15 protein-coding genes and 1 pseudogene are annotated in these 16401 nt (G+C 39.5%); 3 read left to right on the forward strand and 13 right to left on the reverse strand.

Translation table 11 applies throughout. The features are described from left to right. Window positions 1-149 precede the first annotated feature (149 nt). From BN35_RS07055 to BN35_RS13165, 7 genes are all read right to left on the reverse strand, one after another. Window positions 150-2714 (reverse strand): M16 family metallopeptidase, encoded by a 2565-nt coding sequence (locus tag BN35_RS07055; protein ID WP_051275208.1) that lies wholly within the window; start codon window positions 2712-2714, stop codon window positions 150-152. Further along, window positions 2672-2971 carry a hypothetical protein gene (locus BN35_RS12815; RefSeq protein WP_051275207.1) on the reverse strand — a complete coding sequence of 100 codons (300 nt, stop codon included), beginning with the start codon at window positions 2969-2971 and terminating at the stop codon, window positions 2672-2674. Before BN35_RS12815 ends, BN35_RS07055 begins: the two co-directional genes overlap by 43 nt. Window positions 2972-3093: 122 nt before the next feature. Next, window positions 3094-5259 carry a peptidase domain-containing ABC transporter gene (locus tag BN35_RS07060; RefSeq protein WP_234396776.1) on the reverse strand — a complete coding sequence of 722 codons (2166 nt, stop codon included), beginning with the start codon at window positions 5257-5259 and terminating at the stop codon, window positions 3094-3096. 30 nt (window positions 5260-5289) lie between these two features. Next, window positions 5290-6444 (reverse strand): HlyD family secretion protein, encoded by a 1155-nt coding sequence (locus BN35_RS07065; protein ID WP_025072911.1) that lies wholly within the window; start codon window positions 6442-6444, stop codon window positions 5290-5292. Window positions 6445-6760: 316 nt separating this feature from the next. Beyond that, window positions 6761-6907, reverse strand: coding sequence for a hypothetical protein (locus BN35_RS13710; RefSeq protein ID WP_154653959.1), 147 nt, complete (start codon window positions 6905-6907; stop codon window positions 6761-6763). 22 nt (window positions 6908-6929) lie between these two features. Next, a complete protein-coding gene (locus BN35_RS13715; protein WP_154653958.1) occupies window positions 6930-7094 on the reverse strand; it encodes a hypothetical protein in 165 nt (54 codons plus the stop codon). Between the two features lie 179 nt (window positions 7095-7273). After that, window positions 7274-7435, reverse strand: coding sequence for a bacteriocin-type signal sequence (locus BN35_RS13165; protein ID WP_081411470.1), 162 nt, complete (start codon window positions 7433-7435; stop codon window positions 7274-7276). Between the two features lie 442 nt (window positions 7436-7877). Between BN35_RS13165 and BN35_RS07070 the strand changes: the two genes are divergently transcribed. Further along, window positions 7878-9179 (forward strand): sensor histidine kinase, encoded by a 1302-nt coding sequence (locus tag BN35_RS07070; protein WP_036893727.1) that lies wholly within the window; start codon window positions 7878-7880, stop codon window positions 9177-9179. Continuing rightward, window positions 9176-9877: a response regulator transcription factor gene (locus BN35_RS07075; protein WP_025072909.1), complete on the forward strand. Its 702-nt coding sequence runs from the start codon at window positions 9176-9178 to the stop codon at window positions 9875-9877. The genes BN35_RS07070 and BN35_RS07075 overlap by 4 nt, the downstream gene beginning before the upstream one ends. Before the next feature lie 132 nt (window positions 9878-10009). Here the strand turns inward: BN35_RS07075 and BN35_RS07080 are convergent, their stop codons facing one another. Then, the gene (locus BN35_RS07080) at window positions 10010-11074 is read right to left on the reverse strand and encodes a hypothetical protein (RefSeq protein ID WP_025072908.1); all 1065 of its coding nucleotides are present in this window, start codon (window positions 11072-11074) and stop codon (window positions 10010-10012) included. A gap of 66 nt (window positions 11075-11140) precedes the next feature. Beyond that, window positions 11141-11308, reverse strand: coding sequence for a hypothetical protein (locus BN35_RS13720; RefSeq protein ID WP_154653957.1), 168 nt, complete (start codon window positions 11306-11308; stop codon window positions 11141-11143). Window positions 11309-11491: 183 nt separating this feature from the next. On the opposite strand from BN35_RS13720, the gene BN35_RS07085 reads away from it, so the two are divergent. Further along, complete coding sequence (locus BN35_RS07085; RefSeq protein ID WP_025072907.1) at window positions 11492-11920, forward strand: 2'-5' RNA ligase family protein; 429 nt, start codon at window positions 11492-11494, stop codon at window positions 11918-11920. A 168-nt stretch (window positions 11921-12088) separates the two neighbouring features. Here BN35_RS07085 and BN35_RS13170 read toward each other — a convergent pair. From BN35_RS13170 to BN35_RS07100, 4 genes and pseudogenes are all read right to left on the reverse strand, one after another. After that, a pseudogene (locus BN35_RS13170) lies at window positions 12089-12663 on the reverse strand (group II intron maturase-specific domain-containing protein); the annotation flags it as partial. Window positions 12664-12822: 159 nt separating this feature from the next. After that, a complete protein-coding gene (locus tag BN35_RS07090) occupies window positions 12823-13239 on the reverse strand; it encodes a hypothetical protein (RefSeq protein WP_025072906.1) in 417 nt (138 codons plus the stop codon). Further along, entirely contained in the window at window positions 13236-14549 is a 1314-nt protein-coding gene (locus BN35_RS07095; protein ID WP_044071337.1) for a site-specific integrase, read from the reverse strand. Before BN35_RS07095 ends, BN35_RS07090 begins: the two co-directional genes overlap by 4 nt. Before the next feature lie 61 nt (window positions 14550-14610). Next, the gene (locus BN35_RS07100) at window positions 14611-15840 is read right to left on the reverse strand and encodes a site-specific integrase (RefSeq protein ID WP_025072905.1); all 1230 of its coding nucleotides are present in this window, start codon (window positions 15838-15840) and stop codon (window positions 14611-14613) included. Window positions 15841-16401 lie beyond the last annotated feature (561 nt).

Consider the following 16401-nt stretch of genomic DNA (forward strand, 5'->3'; position numbering starts at 1 on the left):
ATTTTTACGATACAAAGCTAGGAAGGGGAAATTTATGACGATGTTATCGCAATGTTATCATTAGGTTAATAATATATCTCACTCCGTAATACCATAAAAGCTGAACTTTTTTGAAGCTCAGCCTTTGTGGTAATCCATACTTTATTTGATTACTTGCTTTCCGGCATCATAACTATCACTCTGTAGTTATTCTGTTTCATTACCTTGCGTACATATTCCGACAGTTCCTTTGGTGTGATGGACTGGATTATCGCTTCCGCTTTCACGTTGACTGCGGACGGTTTAAGTTCATTCCCTGCCATCATAGAACACCAATAACTGTTAGTATGCTCGTTCTCATTGTACTGCTTTACCATAAACTCCTTTACTTTGTTAAGTTCCTCTACCGGAGTTTCCTTTGCCAGTTTCTCAAACTCGTTGCGGATGATTTCAAGGGAACGGTCTTTCTTCTCAGGTTTTACTTGGAACACTGTCTCGTAGACAACCGATATTTCCGGCATTCTATCTTGAGAGCCTTGTGTGTGGATGCTGTAGACGGCACCTTCCTTTTCGCGTATCTCACTTACGAGACGGGTGGAGATAATCTGCGCCGACATGGAAGCCATCAGTTTGTTCTTGAATGTGTAAGGCATCTTTCCGCTTACGATAACGGTTGCGCTGCCCTGCGGTACTTCCATCTTCATAGTAAATTCCTCATTCTCGTTTCCAGACTTGACTTCAACGGCAGGGTTGTACTTCGGCTGTTGCTTCTTTCCTTTTACAGAAGGTAGTGAGGCGATGTACTGCTCGGTAAGCAATTTCAGTTCTTCTTCATCAAAGTTTCCGCTGAATACGAAAGTGAACTCCGCTGCATTGGCAAGCTGCTCGTGGATGATGGAAAGGATATTCTCACGATTTACTTTCTCTATTTCGTTTACACCAATCACCTGCTTGCTCTTGGAAGCGTAAAGAAATTCCTGCGCACGCCTTTGGAATACAAACTGAGGATTCAGCTCCTGGTTTTGAAGTACTCCTTTATACAGGTTCTGCATGGCGGTAAACTCGTCCGGAGTTACTGTAAGCCCGGTAAAAGTCATATAAATCATTTCCATATAGGTCTTCAAGTCCTTGGGAGTGGTATTTCCCGAAAGGGTGCGTGTGTAGTCGTTAAAGGTGATTTTTAGAGACACTTGTTTGCCTGCCATCTGCTTGGTTAGGTCGGAATTGGTGAAGTTGCCCAAACCATGCTGTTCCAAGATAGCCGGCATAAACATAAGGTCAGCTGCCTTGTCGTCTCCATAAACTGACGTACCGCCTTTGGTTACTGCTGTCAGGCTAATTTCATCTGCCTTGAAATCTGTCTTTTTCAATATCACTTTTGCACCATTGGATAGAATCCACTCCTTTGCGCCAAAGTCTGCAAGAACGTTTTCCTTTACAACCTTTCCAGCAGCAGGCAGCTCGCTTACAAGCGGTTCATCCTTCACATTATCTATGTACGGAGCAATATCTTCTGCTTCCACTTGTGAGAGTAATGTAAGAACATCATCATCCTTTGGGCAAGACTTACCCTCGTGCTGAGGCATCATACCCAATACCACCAAATTTTTATCTGATACTATCTGAGAGAATACTTGGTTGACAGCTTCCACAGGAATCTGGTTGACAATAATATTCATCATCTGATATTCGGTTTCTATGCCGGGAATAGGCTTCTTGTCAATGAAGTGGCGGACATACGATTCTGCCAAAGTTTTATTCTCCTGCTGGTTGCGATTATTGTATGCTTTTTCCAGTTGAGAGAGATACTCAGTGCGGCAGCGTGCGTATTCGGTAGCGGTAAATCCTCCACGTTTGGCACGTAGGGCTTCGCGATAGACAGACTTTATTCCTTCGTCAAGGCTGTTGCCCTTTGGCATCATAACCAATTGGAAAGCCTGCTTGGTCTTTGCCATAAGGAACTCCTGATGATGCGCAACAGCCACGGCAAACGGAGCATCGGCTTTCTGACCCAATTCGTTCAGTCGCACCTGAAGCATCATCTGAGCCATATCAAGCAGGTATCGGGTGGTAATGTCTGCCATCGTACCTTTCAACGAATCTGGCAGGGCATGATATTTGAACATAAGTTGTGCCACATAGTTGCTCTGTTCCTTGTCGGCACCAATGGCAATGATAGGCTTTTCGTTGTCCGCCACGGGATAATAAACTCTTTCGGCAGGGTTTATAGGCTTTTCTATCTTGGAGAACATCTCCTTTATCTTTCCCTCTATGCGGTCCACATCAATGTCTCCAACCACGACAATGCCCTGAAGGTCGGGACGATACCATTTTTCGTAGTAGTCGCGCAGTACCTTATGGGGGAAGTTGTCCACCACTTCCATCGTACCGATGGGCAAACGATAACCGTATCTACTGTCGGGATAGATTTCGGGAAGCAGTTTCTCCAGTATTCGCATATTGGGAGGAGTCTGGCTTCTCCATTCCTCGTGAATCACAGCACGTTCCTCGTCTATCTCCTTGCCGTCAAGCAGCAGACCGTCTGCCCAGTCACTCAATACCATCAGGCATGAGTCCTGCACACCAACACGCTCGGTTGGCACACTGGAGATGCGGTACACCGTCTCGTCCACAGCGGTATAGGCATTGAGGTTCTGTCCGAACTTCACGCCTACAGACTCCAACCACTTAATCAGGGCGTTTCCCGGAAAGTTCTTTGTGCCATTGAAGCACATATGTTCAAGAAAGTGAGCCAATCACGTTGGTTGTCTTCCTCCAAGATGCTACCCACCTTTTGGGCGATGTAGAAATCCACCTGATTCTTCGGGTTTTCATTATGACGGATATAATAGGTCAGTCCGTTGTCGAGCTTGCCCATTCTTACTTCCTTATCCACCGGAACCAGAGGCATCTGCTGTTGGGCACTTGCCGCTACAGGCACACAGGCTAATCCTGCAATGGCGATAAACACCAGTTTCATTATTTTTCTCATAATCGTTTTTGAATTATGCTGTTATTATTATTATGCAAAGGTACATCTATGGAGCAAGAGCGCATGTTATCGTAATGTCATCATTAGGTTAATTAAGCGGTCAATTTAATAGTCGGCAATTTTTAATCCAACTGATCAAATTGTTCGTTCCACAAACGACTGTAAACACCGCCGGAATTATATAATTCTTTATGTGTACCCTTTTCTGCAACCTGTCCGTTGTCAAGAACCACAATCATATCAGCATTCTTTACCGTACTCAGACGATGTGCGATAATGATAACGGTCTTACCACATTTTGCCAGTGCATCCAAAGTTTGCTTTACATGTTTTTCCGAAATGGAATCCAAGGAAGAGGTCGCTTCATCGAAAATTAGGATATCAGGTTCCTTATACAAAGCACGAGCGATGGCTATACGTTGTCGCTCTCCTCCGGATAGTGATGCGCCATGTTCACCGATGTATGTCATATAGCTGTTTGGCAAACGTTCAATAAAATCCTTCAGTCCAAGTTGTTCTACAAGGTTGACAATCTTTTTCATATCCGGTTGAAGATCTCCGACTGCTATGTTTTCTATGATTGTTCCTGCGAACAATTCTATTTGTTGTGGTACGGTTCCTACACGTTTACGAAGGCTCCTATTGTTTATCTGGGCTATGTCATATTCCCCGATGCGTATTTGACCTGCCTGAATAGGATAAATATGTTGCAACAATGAAATTAGTGTGGTCTTTCCAGAGCCACTTTCTCCTAGGACTGCGGTTGTCTTACCTTTCTCAATCTTCAGGTTAAGCCCGTTGAAAACCTCTTTTCGGGAGCCATAACGGAATGACACGTTTTCAAAAGTAATATCTCCTATCATATCCTGGCTCAGTTCTATTTTTTGGTTATCATCTTGTTCACGTTCCAAATCCATAATCTGAAAAAGACGGTCGGCTGCTATCAGTGCATCTTGAATAGTCTGGTTGGAAGATATAAGCGAAGCGATTGGTGAAATGACATAGCTTATGAGTGAATAGAATACCATCAATGTTCCCGGAGTTAGTTCCTTATCAATGACCAATACGCTTCCCATCCAAAGGACAGCAATGGTTATGGCAGTGGAAACAAATTGGATACTTCCTTGTGCCATAATTGCCCCATAAATGCTTCTGAATGTATTTTTTAACAGATGCACGAAGCGTGTTTCCGTTTTCAAATTGGCAAAATCTTCTATACCGAAACGCTTGATAGTGGATATTGAATTGATGGATTCCACCAATTGTGATTCCAAATCGGCACTACTTTCCATAATGCCGCGCTGATATTTCTTGTTCAATTTATTGAAGCTCCAAAATATCATTAGGAATAACGGCGCAGACGCAAGTGTAACTAAAGCCAGTTCCCATGAATAAACGAACATCAGACCAACGGAGAAGAGAAGAGTCATCAAATTCACAACCAAATCAAGCGATACGTTGTTGATGAAATTTCGTATCTTCACGGCATCGTTTACACGAGAAATGATTTCACCTACCCGCATCGTGTCAAAGAATTGTTGTGGCAATGTCAACAAATGCTTGTAATAGCCAAGTATCAGAGCGGCATCAATGCGTTGTCCTGTTTTCAGTGCCAGAATACTCTTCATTGCTCCGATGAAAGTCCGGAGAACAAGGATCAAAATCATCACCATACTCATTAGATTGAGCAGATTGATATTGCCATCCACCAATACATAGTCAGTAATCTTACCTACATATACCGATGTGGAAAGTCCGAGTATGCTATATACCAATGCTCCGAAGACGGCCTGAAACATAACGCTTTTATGCGGTGCCAATAGTGAGAAGAACTTTCTTGTCATGCTGGTTTTCATATTCCCCCTCTTGAAAGTCTCTTCTGGCTCCATCAATATAAGGACACCCGTCCACATCTTTTGGAATTCATCATTCGTTACCTTGTGCATTCTTCCGTCTCCGGGATCCATATAGACGATGTTTTCCTTCTCAACCTTATAAAGGACAACAAAATGTTGTAGATGTTCATGCACTATTACATGGGCTATTGTTGGCTTCGGAACGATGGAAAGTGCTTCAAATTGCGCTCTTACACCTTTCGCTGAAAGTCCAAGTCTGTTGGCTGCTTCAATCATGCCTAGCACATTTGTCCCTTTTTGATCGGTAAATGCGTATTGTCTGATTCGAGCTACGGGAAATCTTAATCCATAGTGAGCACAGACAGAGGCCAAACATGCAGCGCCGCAGTCTGTAATATCGTGTTGCTTGATTTTAATTCCTTTCTTGAACATAATCATCATTCTCTAATTAATTCAGTTTCGCTACCATTGTTTCGTTTCATATTGTTTCGGATTAATCCATCCGTCCATTTTCTGATAGAGCAGGTTGAATAACGATCGGCGTGTAACCATAAAATGCGCATTTACAGTCATTCCTTTTTTAAGTTTTCCGATTCTTCCATTTTTCAGTTGCAGATAGTCCCGCTCCATTTCACATTTTACCTTGTAGAACGAATTACCTTGACTGTCAGTTAGAAAATCTGATGAGATATCTTTTACCTTACCGGGTATCATACCCCATTCATTATAATTGAATGATTCAACTTGTACGTTTACTGGCATTCCTATACTAATAAATCCTATATTTCTCGGAGTAACATACACTTCCATACAAAGTGTTGAGTCAGGACTGATTACTGCCAATGACTGTCCTGCCTGAATACTACTTCCACGATATACTCCAGAAAACTGGTCTATTGTACCATCCACAGGACTGCGTACAATGTATATATCCTTGTCTTTTTTTTCCTGTTTTAAACTGGAGTTCATTTCATCGTATGTATTGCGGTAAGTATTTTGATCAGCCTGCCATGTGCTAAGTTGACTCTGTATCAACGAAGCAAGTTCGTTTTGTTGGCTTTTGAACTTAAAATAATAGCTGTCGTATTCCTCTTCCGAAATCACTTTTTTCTCGAATAATGTCTTGTTTCGTATAAACTCCTTTTCCGCTTGAGCAAGTGAAGTTTCCATTTCTTGCTTCCTCCGACTGAAATAAGCGTACTCCTGTTGTCTTACTGGAGAATTGAATCGCTCAGGCTTTTCTCCTTTTGCCAAATAAGCAAGATCTGCAAGTTGTGCACTGCAATCGTTCAATCTACTTTTATGATAGCCGATTTTATAGTCTGAATTATTAGTACGGAATCTGAGAATCACATCCCCTTTGTTGACCTGATCGCCTTCTTTAACAAATACAGAATCCACAATTTCTGTAATGGAGGATGTGATTTCTGCCTTTTCCGCTACAGGTCTTACCACACCATTTCCCTGAACCGAAATATCTACATAAATAAAGGGAAGTGCCACCAATGTTACTGTTATGGCGAACAGAACGACCCAATAGATTATCTGCGATTTAGTTGTGTGTTGATAGATGTATGCCTCAATACTATTTTCTATCCATTCGTGTGGCAATAGCATAATACTTTATATTAATTAATTTTTATCCCTACATTTGCTTTTAACAGTAAGTACTACATTTATTACGGATAGCAAAAATGCGATTACTAATAAGCTATAAACTATGATTGAATTAACTTCTAGTATTCTGATGATACTTCCAACAGTAACCAATATCATAGAAACATAAAATAATATTGCCTTTTTCATGATACATTACAATTATGAGATTGCCCCCTCAAACGAAATACTAAAATGCCCCTGTTAGAATTTACTCTAACAGAGGCATCTGTCAGAAAAAATCCCTTTGTGGGGGATAACCTCTTGGTTAATAATATTATTCTTCTCTATTATCTTTTCCCATCTCCCAAGCTAATGTTGCAATGATTGCCATATAAGCCACAGTAGCTCCGATAATTACTCCAACTACTCCTCCATTAGTGTTTCTCATTTCAGTAATGGAAAGGTTTTCAATATTGCTCATATTCTTATTAATTTAATAAATGTTAGTCTTCCTTTTTTTGATTACAACTTATTTCATAAATAGCTAGTCCAAATAAACCTCCTAAGGCAAAAATTATAAGCCGTTCTTCATTTTTTGTCAAAGCTCCACCATTAATAGTTTGTAGTTCTTGCATGCTCATAGCCTGCATCATTTCAGTTTTCTCCATACGTTACTTTTTTACATGTTACCATCAAATAATAATTCTCTCAAGCGGATTCAATTTTTCCAACTGCTCCTCTGTCGGAGGGTAATACCCACCAGTAATTAAGAGGCTTTCATTTTGATTTAATTCTTTCATACTGCATTTAATTGATTAGTTAATACCATGTGATTTCTATGAAATTTTTACTGTTTGGTTTGTTTCAAAATATCCCCAAACGGTTTACTTTTAAGAAAGTCTGGCAATCCATGTTCCGTACAGGTTTCACCATTAGGTCCCGGTGCCACACCACCGATTAGACTTTTCAACTCTTCTTTCTCTAATAATTTTAATTCTTCTCCTTTCATAATGTACACTTTTTAAAGAATGATTATCTATTCGTTTTTTTGTTCTTTGATGCAAAAGAACACCGACTTCACCAGCCATTATGTTACCTTTATGTTATCATTAGGTTAATGATGAAATCATTTCTTTATGACTTCTATCCATTTCCCATTTACAAAACGCCATACTTTTTCACCTCCAAAAGTGTCTCTCAATTCTTGTTCGTTCATTTTTCTCATTGCTATATATATTTAAGTTGTTAATTATTACGATGCAAAAGTATTGTAAAATTATACTTTCTAACGTTACCATAAGGTTAATGTTATGTTATCTTTTCTGCGGTTTTTATCCCATTTGTCAAGTAAGTACACACAATAATGTACAAACCAATTGATACGGATATAGAAACACAAACATTCAACTATGATAATCCAATAAATAGTTGTATATTTGCACTAAAATAAGATGATACAATATAAGTATATTCGTTGGTTTACATATATAGGTTTATTAGCTATAATTACATTGCAATGTATATGGCTACACACTACATATAACTTAATTAAACAAGATATACAAGACGAGTGTAATCGCATATTAAACAATGCCTTATACGCAGAAGTAAATCGTGTATCCCAATATATACCAGATGGAAAAGAAATTGCAGGAGGAACTCAAAATGACTCTGTGCCATCAATAACATATTTATATGACGGATTGTATCAACTTGGAATCAAATACTCCATCCAGGAAATCGATTCTATTGTCGGGATGCAATTAAGGGAACGAAAAATATTTTCAGATTATACTATTTTGTCTATAAATCCTGAAACTCATTCGATATATGAGAAAAGCAATGATTGTAAACTTTTTCAATTTGGCATTATACAATCGAGCATTATTCCTACACGACTGGATTTCTCATATGGGATACAAATAGCTTTAAACAGCCCATATTTACATATCATAAAAAGGTTGGGATTGCTTCTTATATTAACAGTTTTATTAGTCGTATTTGTAATATCTTGTATAGCCTATCAAATAAGAATCATTGTTCGTATAAATAAGATTTCGCAGATTCGTGAAGATTTCTCATATGCAATGGTTCATGATATGAAAACGCCTCTAAGTACAATATTGACAGCGTTGAGCTTCTTGCAAGGAGGAAAACTGGATAATAAACCTGAAACAAAAGAAAAATTCTTCAATATAGCAAAGGAAGAGGCTAATCACCTACTGACACTCACGAACAAGGTTCTGACTATATCAAAACTTGAGAATAATAAGTTAGAGATGAGTCTTGAAAAGATAATGTTAGAACCGATGTTTGACAGACTGTCAGAAAAATTCAGAGTAAAGTCGCTAAAGCCTGTATTTTTTGAATTTGATTTTCAGGTTAATGAAATTTATGCTGATGCGGAATATATTGAAGAAGTATTCAGTAACATGATAGACAACTCAATTAAATATTCCAAAGAGCGCGTAAACATTAAAATTTCCTCATCAAGCAACGATCTATATAATATCATAAAGATATGCGATGATGGTCTTGGAATATCAGAGAAAGACCTGCGAAATATATTTGATAAGTATGAACGTGTTGCGGCCAGTCGCAGCAGGAAAAAGCAGACTGCCGGATTTGGTCTTGGACTAAACTTCGTTCAGCAGGTTGTTGAGGCTCATAATGGAAGAATTATCGTTAATAGTATAAAGGGAGAGTTTACAGAATTTATTATTTATCTACCACAAATAATCGAAAATTTATGACAAGGCTATTACTTATTGAAGACGATGCCAACTTATGCTATATCGTACAGGCAGGCCTACAGGAAATAATCGGAGGTTATGAGGTTATTGTAGCCACAAACGGAAAAGAAGGTTTAGAAGCATGGAAAAATCAAAAACCAGACATCATCATATCTGATATTGATATGCCTGTGATGGACGGTTTTGAAATGGTAAAACGAATCAGAGAAACGGATGGTGACACACCGATACTATTTGCCTCTGCTTTAACATCACCGAAAGATGTTCGTAAGGGGTATGACATAGGTGTTAACAATTATATAAAGAAGCCATTTGTTCCTGATGAACTTGATGCGCATCTTCACGCTATTCTGAAGATGAAAGAAGGCAAGAAAAGCAGAAATGAAGAAGACTTATGCAACTTCGGACATTACACCTTAAATACCAAATACTCTACATTGCTTGACAATGTAACAGATAAACGATTCATGCTTACTGTAAGAGAAGCGCAGATTCTTCAGGTGTTGGCAGAAAACAAAGGTGAAGTAGTGAGAAGAAATGTCATTTTAAGCCGTTTTTGGAATACTGAGGATGATTATTTCGCATCTCGCAGCCTTGATGTATTCATTACCAAACTCAGAAAGCTATTTGCCGCTGATTCTTCAATAGAGATTATTACCAAAAGAGGAACTGGACTTATACTTGAAGTCCAGGAATAATCTTCAAGTTTTTGGCACTAAATTTATTATATTGAAGCGGAAAATATATTACGTTAAAGTAGCTCATGTCATGATCAAATATATCCATGGTAATTGCTACTTTTCATTTATAGAGTAAGAGAGAAGAAACCATTATTCAACCTGTGTCATATGGCTTTCCATTATTTGCACTAATTGTGGTGCTAATGGAGTGACTATTGTACTATCATCCCATTCAGAAAAAGGCTCGTTTGATTTTGATTTCCTTACTTTTTTGTACTGTCTCATTTCGTCTTTGGAGATATACTTGTGTTCCAAAACATATAGTTCATCAAAAACTTCAATCATCTGTTCTTTGGGCTCCTTCTTGTGACTAAAAAACAACCTTCTATAGTTCTTTCGGTTTATCAAATCCATATAAGATTGATATTCAGACTTATATATATAATTTTCTGTCTGATAAAAGTTCTCAAGCCGTGTAGTATAACCAAATAGTGTTTTAGGCTTCTTTTCTTTAGTAGTAAGAGCATCATATTCAACTCGCAATACCCCTTGAACTGTATCTAACCTTATTACACCTCCAACCATTTCGTTTAAGAATAATCGGCAATCTATACTATCCGCATTATATCTCCATCCTTCTTTTTTTAATGATTCTATTAATGTGAGACCATCCAAATATGGAGTATAAATATATTTATCGACAAGAGTATTTGTTCTTTTCGTATCCTTTTCAATCAATTCGTTGTTTTGGAAAGTACGGATCTTTTGAACAAATCTCTCCGTATCTTTATGTTTTACATTGATAAAAAAATCCAAGAAGCCGTCTCTGAAATATTTCATGCAAGAATCATTCAGTTGATAGCTTCGGAAGTAAGTCTTAAGATAAATGTAATCTGTATTCTTTGCTGTAACTGTCACCTCTTTCAATTGATAGTCAATAGGAGAAAGAAAAACAGATTTGCCTTTCTTAAATTGTGAGGATTTCACATTCTTTGGATTATAGGCAATATGCTGTATAGTAACAATCTCATCACTCAAGTTTTTAGGTAAATTACCGTCAATGTCTGTCGTTCCAACGACAGCCCCTTTGTTATTTAAAATCTGCGCATAGGATATTGGCTGATTTGTTGTTTTATCCAGCAATACAGCCTGACCTGAGACATTCAGATTTACAATGAATAATAAGGATAAAATAGTGCAAATTTTTACTTTCATACTAACAAAAGAACTTATTGTCATCCAAAACTATAATAATCTTGGATGACAATGAGAGAGATAATGTTAATCTACATTCTTACCGTGAAATACACGAATGCCGAAGATAAAGATTTCTGTGTTTCCTTTAATTCCGTCCATAGCACCAGTTACTTTAATAATGGATATACCACCACCATTAGTACTTTTCATTTCTTGCAGATTCATCTCCTGCATACAAACTTCTGTTTTCATAACTTTTAAAATTAAATGTGAATAATAATTGTCATTTATTGCAATAAATTTTCAAACTGCAATCAATCAAGTTTGTTGTTCTTTTAACACTGCAAATTTAGCTTGTCTTATTGGTGGCAAATGTTAAGCTAATGTTATTTTTAGGTTATCCATATTGTTTAATGTATCCTTTCAGAACTGACTATGCTTTTTGTTATTATAAAGCAACTGGTATTCCACCCATCAGCAACGCCAAATCCCGGAATGATACTTTCCTTTGAATTGAAAGTTCCAATAGACTATGAAACAGATTGGTTTAAGAGAATGAGGTCTATAATGAGTGAAATACCTGTTGCATGGCAGAAGGGCTATTGTCATATAACATTAGCATTCATAGATGATACTCCGATCGATTTGGACTTGCGCCAAATCATCAAGAAAAATCTTGATGCAATAGAAACGCCTACTCTCACATTTGACAAAATAGGGGCATTTGAAATTACTACAGGATTGGGTTTTATTCATCTTGGTGTTTCAGAAATACCATCGCAGTTTTTGTCTATGGTAGAATCTATGCGCAATGATTTGAAAGACGTTGCTGTAAGATGTTTTCTAATTTCAGGTTGCATGTAACGCTCGGTAGGGTTAGACTGTCTGGCCTTATTATTTCAATTATTGATAATATAGCAAATACAGTTGACTTGCAACTATTGCTGTCCGATAAAACTCAAAAGAGCAATCGAGTAGGAGGTAAACACTAATCATAGGTGCTTATCTCTTACTTTCGTGTTCACTGACCTCTCACACCACCGTACATGCGGTTCCGCATACGGCGGTTCCTATTTTAGGTGTCATTCGAGATACGATCCCATTAAAGTGGCATACCCTGCTGAGCGTAGTTTATTGTTATCTATCGTCCTTGTTAAAATAGGACTATCAGCTATTCGCCAATAACTCTTGCGAGTATTACCCCATTCGTATGCTTGGTATTGATTGATACCATATCTGATGAGGTTTGCCACTTTTGTCCTGACTTTCTTCCAAGCTTTCTATATACACATGCGTATTCTACGTCTTAACCATTCATCAGTGTCAAGTAGGAGACGTTTCATATTGGCAAGGTGATAGTAACCTACCCAACCTCTTATGTATTCTTTCAGCTTTTGCTTTCTCTTGGCGTGTCCTCATCCATTACTGCGACTTGTCAGTTCTTTTAGCCTTGACTTCATCTTGGCTTTGGACTTTGGGTGTACCGTGAGTTGGCATTTGCCGTTCATTACATAAAAGGAGTAGCCAAGGTATTTCACTCTGCGCACATACGACACTACGGCCTTTTCCTTGTTGATTTTGAGATATAGAGCATTCTCTATAAAGCGGTGAAAGAAGAAAGACAAATGTAGTTACTGCGTAGTACCATTATTTCGAGTACTTTACTACACGTTAATCCTTTTTCTTTCACCGCTTTATCCCTTAATGTAGTTATGTAGTAAGATACAATCTCAGTGAAAGAAAAAGGAAAGATAAGAAATAATCAATTAGTTATTCGTGTTACCGAACATAAACATCGGTATTATCACGGATACAGGTTTCTGCAACCTCTCACAGATATACTTTCTGAACAAATGCGCTTCCGTACTGTCCAATTGAAAGGACAAGGCGATGATTGTTGTTAGTGAATAGAGCGGAGCATAACCTTTGAGTTGTCCGTTAATGATGATTTCCTCCTCACCTGCAACCTTCTCATTGGGATGTAGATGGGAGGATTTCATTACTGTTTGCAGTCTATGGTTAAGTTTACTCCACGTTACTCCGAAGAACCTTGTGAGTTCGCCCTCTGTCATGACTATCTTTCCGTTTCCCTTTTGGATTATCTGCATATTGCTGCCCCAATCAAAATAACTGCGCTGATTTCCCGCGCTGGTCTTCGTCTTTGATTTATAGCTCGTATTCATGCCGTATCCCCCTTTCTGCCATTTAAACTAACAATCAATGGAATTTTCTTTGTAGCTGCATCCACATCCGCATTTGTGGTATTGTTATCCTTAGCCTTGTACTTGGCAATGAGCCTGTCCATATCCTCTGATATCTTTTTGTCCGTCACCTGCGCATAAACTTGAGTGCTTGATATGGAGGCATGCCCCATCATCTTGGCTATGCTCTCAATAGGAATACCTGCGCTTAGGCTCATCGTGCCGAATGTATGTCTTGCCATGTGGAAGGAAAGTCTTTGGGGAATACCACAAGCCTTTCCCACAATACTCAGTTTGGTATCCATGACACTACGGCTGCAATTACGGTGAAAGACAAGGTGGTCATCTTTTTCTTTCACCGTCTGCTGTTCCTCGCTTCTTTCCTGCTCTTTCTGGCAATGACTGATGATAGCTTCCGCTATGGGATGTAACGGCACGATGAACTCAACCTTGGTCTTCTGACGTTCCTTTCTTATGTACATCTGTCCGTCCGCTGCCGTTTGGATATGCTTGTATTCCAAATTCTCCATATCTGAGATAGCCAAGCCTGTGAAGCAGGAAAAGATGAACATCTGTCTTGCTAACTCTGTTTCCTTGTCATTCATCCTCATTGACATAAGTTTCATTACATCGCTCTTTTGCAGAAAGCGTATCTTCTTTTCCTCTTTCTCATACTTGGCATTCTCAAACGGATTGCAGCGGATAATCTTCTTGCTGACTGCACGGAACATTAGTCGGCTCAGCCAGCAGAGGTTGCTGTTGACGGTAGATGCTTTCAGTCCACGCTTTTTGAGAAAGAAGCGGTATTCCTCGAACAAGTCCTCTGTAATTGTTCCGATGGATATGTCCTGTACTCCTTTGTTTTCTACAAATTCACGGAGATTTCTGTCAGAATAAAACAAATTCAGGTAAGTTCCCTCTGCCCTTGATCTGCCAACACTTTCCTTGACTGTTTGGAGTTCCGCCCAGCTCATGGCAAGGAGCGTGGTCGGATTGGTGGCAATACCCTGTAAGCGGTTCTTGATAAGCTCCACACTTACCACTCCATCCTTTACAAGAATATCCCGATAGGTCTTTTCCACCAAATCCCTGAACTCATTAATTCTTTGATTGGTCTTCTTGTTGGTTGTCAAACCCTGCTTGGTGTTCCACTCAGAGGGCTGGCACTCTTCGCCCGTGTTAATGGCTGTGTTCTTTCCGTCTATGGTGATACGGCAGATAATGGCGGTATTGCCGTCTGTCTTTGTCTTCTGTCTGTTGATATAGAACAGTATCTTGAATGTACTTCTCATTGTCTTGGTGGTTTGAAGTTAATTAAATGAATAGATAAGAAATCAAATGACTTAATAAGGATTAGATAGCCAACTGCATCTCTTCGGTGAAAGAAAGGAAACGGTCAAATTCCTCAAAGAGTTTCTGTGGGGTTACCTTTGCATAACGCTCGGTCATGCTCACGTTGGAATGCCCCAGCATCTTACTCACGGTCTCAATCGGTACACCCTGTTCAAGCGTGATGAGTGTGGCAAATGTGTGCCTTGCCGTATGTGTAGTAAAAGGAAACGAGATGCCTGCACGAAGCCGCAGGGCTTTCAAATAAGATTGGTAAGTGACATATCCCATGAAAGGGAGCAATGTTTCCCTTTCATCGCTGTGGAGCTTCTCCATCAGCCGTATGGCTTCGGGCAGCAGTTTGACACGGCAAGGCACACTTGTCTTCTGACGGTTGAACTTCAGCCAAAGGCTACCCTCGTCATCACGCACAAGATGGGACTTGTCCAGTTCCATCAAATCACAATATGCAGCACCCGTATAACAGGCAAAGAGGAAAATATCCCTTGCCGTTTCCATTTCCTCCTCCAAGTCCTCAAAGTGGAGAGTCTTTAACTTCTCAAATGCCCCTCTGTCAAGTGCTTTGGGGAGTTTCTTGTTACCCTTGCTGATTTTGACTTTGTCGAAAAGCAGGATGTCTGCCACCCCCTCACGGTAAGCCAGCCTGCATACCGTTTTCAAATGGGTGGCGACATTGTAGAATGTGCTTTCCTGAAATCCACACTCTCCCAAGAAGTACTGCTGAAACTCATGGATGAAGTTCTCTGTCAGTTGTGAGAAGGCTAAGTCAGAAACCTTATACTTCGCTTGGATGAACTCCTGCAAGTGGATTCTCGTGGAGTGATAGCTTGCCATTGACTCTTTTCTGATGTCTACACCGACATGACTTTCTTTCTCTTTGATGAGCATATCAAGCCTTTCGATGAGCATGCACCGTGTCTGCACACTGCCTTGAAACAGTTCCTTCACATCGGTTGCGTCAAATGGGCAACCTCTTGCAAGCAAAGACTGATAGGCTGACTGAATGGACAGCAGCAAGTTCTCCAACCTGCCATTCACTTCCACCGCCTCACGGCTCTTGCCATCCATTCTGCTCTCACGGGGATTCCACAAGTCAGGATTGCAGGAGAGCTTGCAACTGAACTGCGCAATACTCCTTCCAAGTGTGATACGTCCCATGATCGGAGCCTTACCCGACTTGTCCAGACCGCTCTTTTTGAGGTAGAGCAACACCTTCATTTTTTCTGTTTTCATACGCTTTGATATTTTGTGGCAAAATTACCAATTTCAAAGCGTTCATCACTTATGCAGAAAACTGCCGACCGTCGCAACAGCCGCACGAGCAAAAATAATTCAGTTACCGAATATTACTCCATCGTTACCTATGACGAAATCGGGTAACGGTTTAGTAACTGAACTTCTGCCTAAATCTGCATATTCCTGCCCTTTTTGAAAAGAGCACTTCTATGCAAATTATTCCGTTTCCTGCTCATTATCAGTCTGTTTACACCAACTTCGATATTTCTTCATTTTCATTGATTAGTTGTGCCTCTAAAGCATGCAAATAGTTAGCTTATCTCAATGCTTCAGCCGCCAAAAAGTGATAAAAATAGGAATAAAAAGAGACGACATAAGCATAACATACTCAATAACAATGAATTATGAATATCGCTCATAATTCGCGTATTTGCGACCAACTGTGACGTTGGTTGTTTACACGCGAGTTTTGAGAGGCACTTTGTAAAGAAAATTCAGCATTTAATTTCCTTCCATGCAGCGTACTTGCAAGTTTACATGCGTTGTGTTGTTGGGTGT

This window comes from Hoylesella timonensis 4401737 = DSM 22865 = JCM 15640 (assembly GCF_000455445.1).
In the GTDB taxonomy this organism is placed as follows: Bacteria; Bacteroidota; Bacteroidia; order Bacteroidales; family Bacteroidaceae; genus Prevotella; species Prevotella timonensis.

What these genes read in the sequence shown, in the direction of transcription:
- BN35_RS07075 (WP_025072909.1), top strand. Translation starts at nt 9,176, where the DNA reads ATGACAAGGCTATTACTTATTGAAGACGATGCCAACTTATGCTATATC.
- BN35_RS07065 (WP_025072911.1), bottom strand. Translation starts at nt 6,444, where the DNA reads ATGCTATTGCCACACGAATGGATAGAAAATAGTATTGAGGCATACATC.
- BN35_RS07090 (WP_025072906.1), bottom strand. Translation starts at nt 13,239, where the DNA reads ATGAATACGAGCTATAAATCAAAGACGAAGACCAGCGCGGGAAATCAG.
- BN35_RS07070 (WP_036893727.1), top strand. Translation starts at nt 7,878, where the DNA reads ATGATACAATATAAGTATATTCGTTGGTTTACATATATAGGTTTATTA.
- BN35_RS07055 (WP_051275208.1), bottom strand. Translation starts at nt 2,714, where the DNA reads ATGTGCTTCAATGGCACAAAGAACTTTCCGGGAAACGCCCTGATTAAG.
- BN35_RS13715 (WP_154653958.1), bottom strand. Translation starts at nt 7,094, where the DNA reads ATGGAGAAAACTGAAATGATGCAGGCTATGAGCATGCAAGAACTACAA.
- BN35_RS07100 (WP_025072905.1), bottom strand. Translation starts at nt 15,840, where the DNA reads ATGAAAACAGAAAAAATGAAGGTGTTGCTCTACCTCAAAAAGAGCGGT.
- BN35_RS13165 (WP_081411470.1), bottom strand. Translation starts at nt 7,435, where the DNA reads ATGAAAGGAGAAGAATTAAAATTATTAGAGAAAGAAGAGTTGAAAAGT.
- BN35_RS13710 (WP_154653959.1), bottom strand. Translation starts at nt 6,907, where the DNA reads ATGAGCAATATTGAAAACCTTTCCATTACTGAAATGAGAAACACTAAT.
- BN35_RS07085 (WP_025072907.1), top strand. Translation starts at nt 11,492, where the DNA reads ATGCTTTTTGTTATTATAAAGCAACTGGTATTCCACCCATCAGCAACG.
- BN35_RS07080 (WP_025072908.1), bottom strand. Translation starts at nt 11,074, where the DNA reads ATGAAAGTAAAAATTTGCACTATTTTATCCTTATTATTCATTGTAAAT.
- BN35_RS13720 (WP_154653957.1), bottom strand. Translation starts at nt 11,308, where the DNA reads ATGAAAACAGAAGTTTGTATGCAGGAGATGAATCTGCAAGAAATGAAA.
- BN35_RS12815 (WP_051275207.1), bottom strand. Translation starts at nt 2,971, where the DNA reads ATGAGAAAAATAATGAAACTGGTGTTTATCGCCATTGCAGGATTAGCC.
- BN35_RS07095 (WP_044071337.1), bottom strand. Translation starts at nt 14,549, where the DNA reads ATGAGAAGTACATTCAAGATACTGTTCTATATCAACAGACAGAAGACA.
- BN35_RS07060 (WP_234396776.1), bottom strand. Translation starts at nt 5,259, where the DNA reads ATGTTCAAGAAAGGAATTAAAATCAAGCAACACGATATTACAGACTGC.